Source organism: Sphingomonas sp. CFBP 13706, from assembly GCF_014842355.1.
Lineage (GTDB): Bacteria > Pseudomonadota > Alphaproteobacteria > Sphingomonadales > Sphingomonadaceae > Sphingomonas > Sphingomonas aerolata.
Genome location: NZ_JACYVM010000001.1, coordinates 585370 through 598554, shown reverse-complemented (window position 1 = coordinate 598554; position 13185 = coordinate 585370). Strand labels below are relative to the sequence as shown.

The window sequence follows — 13185 nt, the reverse complement described above, 5'->3', positions numbered from 1 at the left end:
CCCGCGATTTATTGCACGCGTGGGACAGACCGTATCATTGCGTCACCCGCTGCGCGGCCGGAACGCGCCGATCCCGGCGATTGCGAGGCGACGGGCAGGGATCGCGGTCTCGGCAAAGCTGAGGCGGAGCAGACGGGCGGTGACCGGGGTCGCAAAGGCGATGCGCTGAGTCGCGAGCGCATAGGCGATGTTAGGCAGTTCGCCCTTGCCGGCCTCTTGCCAGTCGGTGCCGTCGGTGCTCGTCTCGATCCGGTAGCCCTTTGGCGGCGCGGTGTCCGCCATCACCGCGCGCGACGGCGTCAGGCTGAACCCGGCAAGCGTCTCGGTCGCGCCGAGGTCGATCGTCACCGAGGCGGGGGCGCCGAGTTTGGGGGCGGGCAGCGCCCAGCTCGTCGCGGTGTCGTTGTCGAGCAGTGCCTGCGCGCCCGGGGCGGAGGCGGCGGCGATCGACCAGCGCGTCGTGGCGACGATGCTCGGGTCCGACGCGACGACGGTGGCGACCGCGGCGGGCGCGACCTGGCGGAAGAGCGCGATCTCGCGGATCGCGGGACAGGCGGGGGCCTCGAGGATTCGCAGACGCAGGCGGCGGGCCGTGACCGGTGCGGGCAGGCGGATGATCCGCTGCGCGCCGATGCAGGCGTGCTGCGCCAGTTCACGCCACCGGCCGTCCACTTCGGCATCGACCGCAAACCGCGTCACGCGCAGTCCGAGCGGGAGATATTCGCGCAGGCGGATAAGGTCGAAAGTTCGGCCGGGGGGAAGGTCGAGCACGAGACTGGGAGTCGTGATCCCGTCGGCGGTCGACCAATAGCTGTCGGCGCGACCGTCGAGAACGTTTGCCGGCGTGAAGCCGGGGCCGCGGCTCTGGCTGGCGGTCGCGACCGCACCCTGAGCGAGGTCGCGCGCGAAGGTGGCGGCCTGCGCGGTGCCGAACGACTTCAGCACGGCGACGTCGATATCGGCGAGGCGGCCGCGCCGGTCGGGCGGCAGGTTGAGGTTGAGGTTGGTGCCGCGACCGACCGACTCGTCGTACAGCTTCACCAGCCGCGCGGGCGTCTTGACCTTCGCATCCTCGTCGGCGTGATAGAACCAGCCCGGGCGGATCGAGACGTCGGTCTCGGCCGGCCACCAGAGCGGCGCACCGCGCACGCCCGAATTGCCCTCGCTCTGAACATAGGGATGGTTCGGCATGGTCGGCCAGCAGGGATCGCCCGCGACGCCGTCCTCGTTGCCGACCCAGCGGACATCAGCGCCGAGCGGATCGAAGGTGCAGGCCATCGGCTGATGTTGATGGACCAGCGCGACGATCGACGGCCAGTTGTAGTATTTCGGCGCATCGATCTTCCGCGTGTCGCGCGCGCCGCCATAATAGCCGTCGCCGCCATTGGCGCCGTCGAACCAGAATTCGAACAGGGTGCCATAGCGCGTGCAGAGCTCGACCACCTGCTTGCGGAAATACTCGACATAGGCCGGCCGGCCATAGTCCGCGTGATTGCGATCCCAGGGCGAGAGGTAGAGGCCGAAATCGAGCCCGGCCCGCCTGGTCGCGCGCTCCATCTCGCCGACGACATCGCCCTTGCCGTTCTTGTACGGGCTGTTGCGGATGCAATGCTCGGTCAGCATCGTCGGCCACAGGCAGAAGCCGTCATGATGCTTGGCAGTCAGGATGATGCCGCGCATGCCGCCTGCCTTGGCCGCCGCGACGATCTGGTCGGGGTCGAAATCGGTCGGATCGAAGAGCTTGGGATCCTCGTCGCCATAGCCCCATTCGCGATCGGTGAAGGTGTTTATCGAGAAATGGACAAAGGCATATTGCTCGCGCGCATGCCAAGCGAGTTGGCGTTTCGACGGCGTCGCACCCCATGGCTTGGGGGCGGCCGCGCGGGTCGCCGCGAGCGCAGGCGTCGCGGTTGCGGCGAGGCCCGAGGCGAGCAGGAGGCGGCGGGAAACTTCGGTCATCAACGTCTCCGTGGGAATTCAGGCAGCGGGGCGGCCGAACGAGGGGGGGCGGTCAGCGAGCTTCGCGCCGAACGCGGGATCAGGGGTGGCGGACATGGTGAAGCGCAGCGTACCGCCGGCGACGAGGTCCGCATGCGCGATCCAGCTCTTCGTCCAAGGCTTGCCATTCCAGATGACCGCGGTGACATAGGGCGTATCGATGCGGTTGCCCGGCGCCTCGATCACGACCTTGCGCTTGCCCCCGACCTTGAGTTCGGCGCGGGTGAAGAGCGGCGAGCCGAACACATAGACCGCCGCGACCGGATCGACCGGGTAGAGGCCGAGCGCTGACATCACGAACCATGCGCTCATCTGGCCGCAATCGTCGTTGCCGATGATCCCGTCGGGCGCGCGCTTGTACATCGTCGTCAGGATCTTGCGCACCAGCGCCTGCGTCTTCCAGGGCTGGCCGACATAGGCGTAGAGATAGGGCACGTGCTGATCGGGTTCGTTGCCGTGCGCATATTGGCCGATCAGCCCCGAAATGTCGGGCGGTGCGTCCCTGGGCAGCGTCGAGGGCGCCGCGAACAGCGCGTCGAGGCGCGCGGCGAATTTCGCGTCGCCACCGAAATGCGCGATCTGGCCGTAGAGATCATGCTGGTTGAGGAAGGTCGTCTGCCAGCCATTGGCTTCGGTGAAGTCGTGGTAGCGCTTGATGTGGCCGAGCTGGATCGGGTCATAGGGCGTCAGCCAGCTGCCATCGGCGAGCTTGGGCCGCGCAAGGCCGATCGCCGGGTCGAGCACGTTGCGATAGTTCCGGCTGCGTTCGCGCAGGCGGGCGGCGTCGTCGGTCGCCCCGGCCTTCGCGGCGAGGGCGGCCATCGCCCAGTCGTCATAGGCATATTCCTGCGTCCGGCTGACCGACTCGTCGACCTGATCGGCGGGCAGATAGCCCCGCGCGATATAGGTGCCGCGGGCGCGGCTGTTGACGAGGTCGGGCGCCTTGGCATCGAACGCGCGCGTGCGGATCGCGGGCCAGGCGGCTGCATAGTCCGCGTCGATGCCCTTGGCCGAGGCCTCCGCCATGATCGCGACCGAATGCCAGCCGATCATCGTGCCGGTCTCGACCCCCTGGAGCGGCCAGCAAGGCGGGCCATAGGCGCTTTGCTGCGTCTGGCGGACCAGGTCGCGGACGAGCGACCGCGCGCGATCGGGCGCGACCAGGGTGAGTAGCGGGTGGAGCGTGCGGTAGGTGTCCCAGGTCGAATAGGTGCTGTAGGCCTGTTCGCCCTTGGGCACGCTGTGGACCAGTCGATCGAGCCCGACATAGCGGTCGTCGACATCCGAAAAGAGCGTCGGCGCTAGCATCGCATGATAGAGCGCGGTGGCCATGACGACGCGCTGGTCGTCGCTGCCACCGTCGATCTTAACGGTCTTGAGCGCGTCGGCCCAGTCGCCGATCGCCTGACGCCGCGCCGCATCGAAGTCGCGCGATGCCGAGGCGGCGAGGTTGGTCCGTGCGCCCGCCATGTCGACCGCGGAGACCGCGGTTCGCACGACGATCGGGGCGGATCCCGCATCGTCGTAGTGCAGCACCGCGCGCACGCGGTCGGCGGTCGCGATCGCGCCGTTGACGACCTGGTCGCCCGCATGGAGCGTGATCCGGTCGGGCTTGCGGGAGACCTGCATCGCGAAGTGGATGCGGCGCCCCTTGGCCCAGCGGAAGGTGCGGCGGCTGCCGATCAGGATGCCGTCCGATTCGAGTTCGATCCGGCTGTCGTCGATCAGCGGGCCTTCGCCCGGGCGGCTGTCGCGGTAGTTGCCGAGGTCGATAAGGAGATGCCCGGGGCCGGCAGGAAAGCGGTGCCGCTGCCAGCCGACGCGCGCTTCGGCGGTGAGTTCGGAGCGAACGCCGTTGCCGAGCGTGCAGGCATAATAACCGGGCTCGGCACTCTCCTGTGCATAGGTCTGGCGATAGCCTTCGCCGGGCTTGTCGGGTGCGCCGGGGCGCAGCTTGACCGGGCCGCGGGCAGGCACGACGAGCACGTCCATCATGTCGGCGATGCCGGTGCCCGTCAGATGCGTGTGCGAAAAGCCCATGATCGACGGATCACCGTGATGATAGCCCGAGCAGTTCGCCCAGTTCTCCGTATCCGTGTCGGGACTGACCTGGACCATGCCGAACGGCACGGTCGCGCCGGGATAGGTATGGCCGTCGCCGCCGGTCCCGATCCACAGATCGGGCACCGCGCGCGACCGGCCGGCAAAGGCCGGCATCGCGCCGGTCAGCGCCAGCGCACCGGTCGAGCCGAGCAACGCGCGTCGCGTGAGCCTCATAACGGCGCCGCCAGCAGCGCAGGGCGGGTATCGGCAAGATGGACGAGCAGTTCCCCGAACAGTCCGTTCGTCCAGGCGAACCAACTGCGCGTGAACTTGGCCGGATCGTCCTTGTCGAACGCCTCGTGCATGAAGCCGGTGTCGGCATCCGTATCGCGCAGCATTCTGAGGCAGCTGCGGACGGTCGCGTCGTCGGCGCCGGCAAGCGCGCGGATGATCAGCGACATCGGCCAGATCTGGCCGAGCCCGACATGCGGGCCTCCGATCCCCTCCGCCTTGGTGCCCTTGAAGAAATAGGGATTGGCGTCGCTCCAGGCCGCGTCCGAGGTGCGGCGCCAGAGCGGGTCGGTGGCGGGAACGCAGCCCATATAGGCGAGCGCGGACAGCGACGGCACGTTGGCGTCGTCCATGAAGACCGCGTTGCCGAACCCGTCGACCTCATAGGCCCACACCTCGCGGCGGTCGCGCAGCCGCATCTTGCCATGCGCGTTGAGCGCGGTCTCGACCTCGGCCGCGAGCGCGGTGGCATCAGCGGCGAGCGCGGTATCGTTGCGCGCCTCCTTCGCGACGACGGCCAGTTCGCGCAGCGTCGTCACCGCGAAGTGATTGGCCGGGATCAGATAGGGATAAAGGCAGGCATCGTCGGACGGACGAAAACCGCACTGGATCAGGCCGTTCGGCTTGGCGGGATTGCCCCAGCCCTCGAGCGCCATCGTCTCGGTATTACGGTTCGAGGCGCGCAGGAAGCTATAGGGTCCGCGGCCATCCTTACGCTGCTGCTCGCGGTAGGTGCGCAGGCTGGCGCGTGCTGCCTCGGCCCAGGTCGCGTCGAACGGGGTCGCGTCGCGCGTGGCCTGCCAATAGCCATAAGCGAGACGCATCGGGTAGCAGAGCGAGTCGATCTCCCATTTACGCTCGGCGACACCCGGTTTCATCTCGGTCTGGTCGTGCAACGCCCAGCTCAGCTCGGTCTTGCCGGCGGGATCCTCGAGAAATGCGTTGGCATAGGGATCGAGCAGGATCGACCGTGACTGGCGGGCGATCAGCCCGCGGAACACCGTGCGCAGTGCGGGATCGTTGCGGACGAGGTGGAGATAGGGGCGGAGCTGCGCCGAGCTGTCGCGCAGCCACAGGCACGGAATGTCGCCGGTGATGACGAAGGCATCGGGCGCGCCGCCGATGGTCGACATCCGTACGGTCGTGTCGAGCGTGTTGGGATAGCAGTTGCCGAACATCCAGCGCAGCTTCGGATCGGCGATCCGGGCCGAGACGCGGGCGATCTCGCGTTCCACCGCCCGGCTCTTGAACAGACGGTCGGCGACGGCGGGGCGCTTGGAGGGCAGGTTCGGGCGGGCGGCAAAGGCAGGGGTACCGACGAGCGCGAGCCCGCCGGCGATCAACGAACGGCGATCGATCATTTGGGCAGCCCCACCGCTGCACCGGTGATCGTCAGGTCGGTCCATTGTCCCTCGCCGTCGCCGGGCTGGCCGCCGCCGACATAGAGGCGATAGGCGCCGGGCTGGATCGTGCGCGTGCCGTCACGCGCGACGCTGCTCATCGAGCGGGGATCGAGCGCGAACGAGACGGTGCGCGACTGGCCGGGCTTGAGCGCGACGCGGTCGAAGCCGACGAGCTGGCGCTGGAGCACCGCGGTGGTCGGACCGCCACCAGTTGTCGCGGTCGGGACGAGATAAGCCTGAACCACCTCCTCGCCCGCACGCGCGCCGGTGTTCGAGACCTTCGCCGAGAGCGTGAGCGGCTGGCCGGCGGCGACGGTGAGGCCGGGCTTTGCCGCGGCATAGCCGAAGCTGGTATAGCTCAGCCCGTGGCCGAAGCCCCAGAGCGGCTTGCCGGTGAAATAACGATAGGTGCGCTCCTTCATCGTATAGTCGATGAAGGCGGGCAGATCGCTGGCAGACTTGTAGACGGTGACGGGGAGGCGACCCGAGGGGTTGTTGAGCCCCGCCAGCGTCTCCGCGATCGCGGTGCCGCCGGCCTGGCCCGGATACCAGGCGGTCAGGATCGCGTCGGCGAGCGATGGATCGACCGCCACCGCGCTGCCGCTGGTCAGGACGAGGATGACGGGTTTGCCGGTCGCGCGCAGTGCTTTCAGCAGCGCCTGTTGCGCGAGCGGAAGCCCGATGTCGGTGCGGTCGCCGCCGACGAAGCCGGGGACGCTGACCGACAGCGCCTCGCCCTCGAGATCGGGCGACAGGCCCATCACCGCGACGACGACGTCCGACGCGTTTGCGGCGGCAACGGCGGCGGCGAGCATCGGCGCGGCGGGCGGCGTCCAGAGCAGGCGGATGCCCTCGTCGTCGCTGCGGTGATCGAGTTCGAGGCGGAAGGCGGCGGGCTTGCCGTCGCTGGAGACCGGGATCTCGACGCGGCCCTTCTTGATCTCGCCCGCGGTGAGCTGGCGGTCGCCGATCCAGAGGCGCGCGACGTCATGAACCGAACAGTCCTTCCAGCACGCCGGGACGTCGATCACCAGCGTATAGTCACCCGCGGCGGGCGGAGTGAAGACGCCCGACCAGCGGACGCCGAAGCTGCGGCCAAGCCCGGGCGCCGGACTGACGCGGTTGAGGTCCGCATCGATACGTCGTTCGGTTCGCGTCAGGACGGGCGTGCCGCCGGTCGTCCCGGTACCGGCGAAATACTCCGCCTTCAGACCCTGTGGGAAGACGGTTTCGGGCACCACCACCGGCGCGCCGTCGGCGAGCAGCGAGCCCTGTGCATAGCGGACATTGGTGGCGCCGAACTGCTTGCGGATACCGTCGAGCGGGGTGACCGGGGCGACGGCGGTGCCGTGGTAATTGCCCTGAAGAACGCCGATATCGTCAGCATTGGTGCCGATCACCGCGATCCGGCTGCCCGATTTGAGCGGCAGGCGGCTGGCATCGTTCTTGAGCAGCACGATCGACTTGCGCGCCGCCTCGAGCGCGAGCGCACGGTGCGCGGGGGTGTCGACCTGATCGGTGCCGATCTTGCTCCACGGGCTGTCGCCGCCGAACGCGATGCCCAGTGCACGGCGGGCGCGGAACGCCCGCGTCAGCGCGGTGTCGACCTCCGCCTTGCTCACCAGGCCTTGGCGAACTGCGGCGGGGAGGCCGGCATAGGCGGTGCCGCAATTGAGGTCGGTGCCGCCCCTGATCGCCGCTGCCGCAGCGCCGGGCGTGTCGAGCCGGTAGTGGTGATAGGTGCTGATATTGCCGACCGCGTCGCAATCCGAGACGGTGAAGCCGGTAAAGCCCCAGTCGCGACGCAGCCGGTCGACCATCAGCGGCGACGATGCGCAGGCGGGCACGCCGTGGATCGAGTTGTACGCGCACATCAGCGAGAGCGCCTTGCCCTCGGTCACCGCCTGGCGGAAGGCGGGCAGGTAGGTTGCTTCCAGATCCTGCGGGCTGGGGTCGACGTCGAAGCTGTCGCGCCCGGCCTCGGGGCCGCTGTGCACCGCGAAATGCTTCGGCGTGGCGACGACTTTTGGGTGGAGCGGGTCGGGGCCCTGAAGGCCGCCGATGAACGCGACGCCGAGCCGCCCGGTCAGATACGGATCCTCGCCATAGGTTTCCTGCCCGCGCCCCCAGCGGGGATCCCGGAAGATGTTGATGTTGGGCGACCAGATCGTCAGCCCTTCATAGATGCGGCGATCGGCATTGGCGGGCTTCGCATTGAAGCGCGCGCGTGCCTCGGTTGCGACGACGTCGCCGATCTTGCGGACGAGCACCGGATCCCAGGTCGCGGCCATGCCGATCGCCTGCGGGAACACGGTCGCATGACCGTTGCGCGCGAGACCGTGCAGTCCCTCGTTCCACCAGTCATAGGCGGGCAGGCCGAGCTTCGCATCGGCGGGCGCGGTGCTCTGCAACTGTGCAGCCTTTTCCTCCATCGACATGGTGGCGACCGCGGTGGCGACGGGATCGGCGGAGGCGAGCAGGAGCCAGATCATCGGGCAAGGGTCCTCAAGGTGAGCGCTTTGCGCAGTGTGGCAGGCGACGCGTCCGACGCAACGGCGACGGTCCGCGTCTCGCCCGGCAGAAGGTCGAACCCGTCATCGGCGGGCTGCGCTGCCACGTCGCCGAAATCGAGCATGACCGCGCGGGCGAAGCGGCTGGCGGTGATCGTCGCGGTCGAGCCCGACCAGGTGACGCTCAGGCCCGGATCGGGATAGGCCATGTCCTTGGGCAACGCGCGTTCGATGATCGCCCGGCTGGCGACCGCGTCACCGACGATCAGCTCGGCGACCGCATAGCTGGCCTCCGGCGCGGCGCTGCCGAACAGCGTCGCATCGGGGAGCGTCGCGGCGAGCGTCGACGAGAGCGGCGGCAGCGTCGCGGGCGTGGTGGTGTCGTTCAGCACGGTGCCCGCCATGTCCATCGCGCGCACCCGCCAGCGCGCGGCGATCGGCGTGGTCGCGTCGGAGATCAGCGAGATCCGCGTCGCGCCATCCTTGTGCTCCGCGGCGATCGCCTGGGGTGCGAAGAAGCGCCGCGCCGCATAGTTGAGCAGCTTCCACTGGCCGTCATGATCGATGCTCGCCCAGCTGATCGAGGGCCAGACGTCGTTCAACTGCCAGTAGAGCGACCCCATCGTCACCGGGCGGCACGCACGGTGATGCAGCGCGGCGATGCGGATCGCCTCGGCCTGGTTGACCTGCGTCAGATAGACGAGATCGGCGAAATCCTTCGCCGGGCGCAGGCGATCGCGCAGATACATCAGCAGGCGCTCATTGCCCTCGCCGGCGAGGAACTTCTGATGCGCCTTCATCACCGGGCTGTCTGCGGCAAGCGGGCCCTTGCCCGCGAAGGCGCGGATCGTGGCGAGGTCGGGCATAGCCTGGAAGCCATATTCCGACATGAAGCGCGGACAGCTGTCGAGATAGCGTTCGACCGGTTTCGAGCCGGACCAGACATCCCAGAAATGGCGATCGCCATTCTTGTCGGTGTCGGTCGGGCCCTCATAATCGGTCGAGGGGGAGCCCGGCCAATAGGGCGTGCCGGGCGAATATTTCGTCACCGCCTGGCGCAGCACGCGGTCGAACAGAACCGCCATGCCCGCGCCGATCCGCTCCTGCTCATCCGCGCCAACCGCCTTCTTGAACGCCTTGCGATCGGACCAGTTCTCCCAGCCCGACAGCACTTCGTTACCGCCGGCCCAGATCACGACCGACGGATGCGATCCGATCCGCGCGACCTGCTGCTCGGCTTCGATCCGGACATTCTCGCGGAATGCGGCATCGGGCGGCGTGACGCTGCCGCCGAACATGAAGTCCTGCCACACCATCAGCCCCATGCGGTCAGCCAGGTCGTAAAAGGCGTCGTCGAGATAATAGCCGCCGCCCCAGACGCGGATCATGTTCATGTTGGCGTCCGCTGCGCCCTTCAGGATCGTCTGCATATAGGCCGGCGTCACGCGCGACGGGAACATGTCGAACGGGATGAGGTTCGCGCCCTTGGCGAAGATCGGCGTGCCGTTGACCTTGAAGCCGAAGCTGCCGTCCTTGCGGATCAGTTCGACCGTGCGCAGGCCGATCCGCCGCGTGACACTGTCCTCGGCGGTCGCTTGCGCGCCCGCGAGCGAGGCGGTGACGGTATAGAGCGGTTGCGCGCCATAGCCGATCGGCTGCCAGCGCTGCGGCGCGGCGATCGTCAGCGGGAGCGAGACGCTGTTGCTGCCGGCGGCGAGCGTGACGCTACGGTCGACCGTGACGGCCTTGCCGTCGGGACCCGTGACAACGGCGTGCACAGTCGTGCGACCGGGCGTGTCGGCGACGATGTCGAGCTTCGCCGCGATCCGCGCCTCGGCGTCGCTCAGATCCTCCTGCTCGACCCGGAACGTCTCGATCCGCGCCTCGTCCCAGATTTCGAGACGGACCGGGCGCCAGATGCCGATATTGACGATCCGGGGACCCCAGTCCCAGCTGTAATGATATTTGGGTTTGCGAATATAAGGCGAGGTCTGCTTGCCCTTGGGCTCGTCGCCGAACGCGCTGTCATATTCACCGGGCAGCGGATGCTTTTCGGCGAGCACCATCGGCTGGAGTGTGCGGATCGGCGAGGCGATCGTCACCAGCACCTCGTTGCGGCCGGCCTTCAACGCCGATTTCGCGTCCACCCGCCAGCGACGGTGCGCGTTGTCGGTCTTGAGCAGCTGCGTGCCGTTGACGGTGACGGTCGCAAAGGTGTCGAGACCGTCGAACACGAGGTCGAGATGGTCGCGCACGAGCATCGCGGGCGTGACGTCGAGCACGCGGCGGAACTGCCACCGGGTCAGCCCGGCCCACTGGATCGCACCCTCGTTCATGCCCTTATAGGGATCGGGGACGCGGCGCGCGGCGATCAGGTCCTGCTGGACCGATCCCGGCACCGTGGCCGCGAGCCATTTCGCCTCGCGCTTGTGCGCGGCGACCGCGCTCGTGTCGGTCGGATCGATCCGCACCTGCCAGTCGCGGTCGAGCGTGACCACTTTCTTCGGGGCCGAGATCGCGGGCGAGGCGAGCGCGAGGAGAGGGAGAAGGAACCAGCGACGCATCAGCGTGTCTCCGTGAGTTGCATCCGCTCGACCGCATAATAGGGATCGGACGTGGGGGAGGTGAATTGCAGGCAGATGTCGCGGTCGCCGGTCAGCGCGGGCAGGCGGCCCCTGACGCTGAACCGGGTGGCGGCGGTTGCCGGATCGGGGAGCGGGAAGGTGCCGGCGACGACGGGCTTGGCACCCGCGACGGTGCAGCCGACGAGCACGATCAGCTCGCCGTGCGGGGTGACGTTATAATGCCGGCGCAGCTTGGTATCTTCATGCGCCAGCGCATAATGACGCGGCAGTCGTGCGATATCGATCGTGAAGGCCTTTGCGACATCCATCGGCGCGGCGGGATAGGCGGTGCATAGGTCGAACAGGTCGATATTGTACACCGGTGCATTTGCCTGCGCCTCGGGCGTCAGCGGCACGCGTAGCGCGAGCGATCCCTTTGGACAGGCGACCATGTCGGAGGCAGTTCGCGTCAGCAGTGCCTGACGGCCGGTATCGAACAGGCGTGGCTCGGCGATCTGCTGACCGCCGGCGTCGAACGCGGCGGCGCGGATCTTGACCCCGGGTTTGATCGACAGCGGCGCCGTATAGGCGGGCGACCGCGCGCCGGGGGCCTTGCCGTCGAGCGTGTAGCGGATCGTGCCATAGGGCGCCTGCGTCGCCAGCGAGACCTTGGCGCTTTTGGTGCGCAGCGCATCGCCGCGCGTGCCAGCGAGCGTATAGCCGACTGCAAACGCGCTGTCCGCGACCTGCATGCCGGAGGTGCGCCAGCGGCCGATCTGCGGCTGGACCCGCTCGAGAAAGCTGCCGAAGTCGCGCTTGTCCTTGCCCGACCAGGTGATCTCGGCGAGCGCGGCGGCGCGCGGGAAGATCAGATGCTGCATCTGATAGGGCGTGACGATGTACTCACTCCACAGATTGCCCTGTGCACCGAGCACGTGATGCGCCTTGTCGGCGGGGATCCCCGCGGGCATCGGCTCGTATTTGTACACGGTCTCGAGAGACTGGATGTCGATCCGGCCCGGCGGTTCGTCGCTGCGATCGCTTTGCAGGCTGTTGAGGTAGAGCGTCGGCGCGGGCGAAAGGACCACGTCGTGGTTCTGGTTCGCGGCCTCGACCGCGCCCTTTTCGCCACGCCACGACATCACCGATGCGGAGGCGGGGAGGCCGCCTTCGAGAATTTCGTCCCAGCCGATCAGGCGGCGGCCCTTGCTGGCAAGATATTCGCCGAACTGGTCGATCATCCAGCTCTGCAGGCCATTCTCGTCCTTGACCCCGAGCTTGACCATCTGCGCCTGGACTTCGGGACTGCGTTCCCACTGATCCTTGACCGCCTCGTCACCGCCGAGATGGACATAGGTGCCAGGGAAGACCGCCATGATCTCGTCGAGCACCGTCTTGACGAAGGCGATGCCCTTGGGGCCGGGATTGAAGAGATAGGGGTTCACGCCCCAGTCGCTGCTGACCTTCGGCGTGTCGCCGAGGACGCCGAGGTCGGGATAGGCCGCGACGAGCGCCTGCGCGTGGCCGGGCAGGTCGATCTCGGGGACGACGACGATGCCGCGCTCGGTCGCATAGGCGACGAGCTTGCGCAGCTCGTCCTGTGTGTAGAAGCCGCCGACCTGTATACCGGGCGCCTCGCCGGTCGAGGGGGACGTCCGGACGCTGCCGATCGCGGTCAGCCGGGGATAGGCCTTGACCTCGAACCGCCAGCCCTGATCGTCGGTGAGGTGGAGATGGAGCGTGTTGAGCTTCACCGACGCCATCTGGTCGACGATCGCATAGAGCGAGGGCAGCGACTGGAAATGCCGCGCGGTGTCGATCATCAGCCCGCGCCAGCCGAAGCGGGGCGCATCGTCGATTGTGACCGCTGGGATCCGGACGGGCTGGCCTAACGCGCGATCGGGGCTGATCAGCTGCGCCAGCGTCATCGCGCCATAGACGAGCCCGGCATCGCCCGACGCCGCGATCCGCACGCCGGACGCATCGACCGTCAGGCGATAGGCTTCCGCACCCTTGATCGTCGGATCGCGGTCGATGCGGATCATGCCGCGCGCGCCGGTCGCCAGCGTCAGGCCGCGTTCGGTCTTCACATGGGCGAGGAGCAGACGGGCGGCGGCGGTGGTGCCGGCATCGCCGGGATCGGCGGACACCGTGCTGCCCGTCGCGATCGTCACGGTGCCGGTTCCGCGCGTCATCGCTGCGGGTTGCGGGACGAGTGGCAGGCGGTCCTGGGCATCGGCCAAACCGGTGGTGCCGAGCATCATGCCGGTCGCGATAAGCGCGCATCCGAAACGAGGGGGTGCGTTTGACCGCATGATTTCTGCTCCCGGTAACCGGCTCCTCACGGCCGCTGATCGGGGAATGTAACCAATATAG

At 68.1% G+C, this 13185-nt stretch carries 6 protein-coding genes; all 6 read right to left on the bottom strand.

The window, feature by feature from the left end:
- Positions 1 to 42: 42 nt before the first annotated feature.
- From IFS44_RS02580 to IFS44_RS02555, 6 genes are read right to left on the bottom strand one after another with little or no spacing between them, the layout of a single operon-like run.
- Positions 43 to 1959, bottom strand: a complete 1917-nt coding sequence (locus IFS44_RS02580; protein WP_192097376.1) for an alpha-L-fucosidase — start codon at positions 1957 to 1959, stop codon at positions 43 to 45.
- Positions 1960 to 1977: 18 nt separating this feature from the next.
- A complete protein-coding gene (locus IFS44_RS02575; RefSeq protein WP_192097375.1) occupies positions 1978 to 4275 on the bottom strand; it encodes a GH92 family glycosyl hydrolase in 2298 nt (765 codons plus the stop codon).
- Entirely contained in the window at positions 4272 to 5693 is a 1422-nt protein-coding gene (locus IFS44_RS02570; protein WP_192097374.1) for a glycoside hydrolase family 125 protein, read from the bottom strand. Before IFS44_RS02570 ends, IFS44_RS02575 begins: the two co-directional genes overlap by 4 nt.
- Positions 5690 to 8227 carry a glycoside hydrolase family 3 C-terminal domain-containing protein gene (locus IFS44_RS02565; RefSeq protein WP_192097373.1) on the bottom strand — a complete coding sequence of 846 codons (2538 nt, stop codon included), beginning with the start codon at positions 8225 to 8227 and terminating at the stop codon, positions 5690 to 5692. The genes IFS44_RS02570 and IFS44_RS02565 overlap by 4 nt, the downstream gene beginning before the upstream one ends.
- Positions 8224 to 10809 carry a beta-mannosidase gene (locus IFS44_RS02560; RefSeq protein ID WP_192097372.1) on the bottom strand — a complete coding sequence of 862 codons (2586 nt, stop codon included), beginning with the start codon at positions 10807 to 10809 and terminating at the stop codon, positions 8224 to 8226. Before IFS44_RS02560 ends, IFS44_RS02565 begins: the two co-directional genes overlap by 4 nt.
- Complete coding sequence (locus IFS44_RS02555) at positions 10809 to 13073, bottom strand: beta-N-acetylhexosaminidase (RefSeq protein WP_244649840.1); 2265 nt, start codon at positions 13071 to 13073, stop codon at positions 10809 to 10811. The genes IFS44_RS02560 and IFS44_RS02555 overlap by 1 nt, the downstream gene beginning before the upstream one ends.
- Positions 13074 to 13185: the final 112 nt, after the last annotated feature.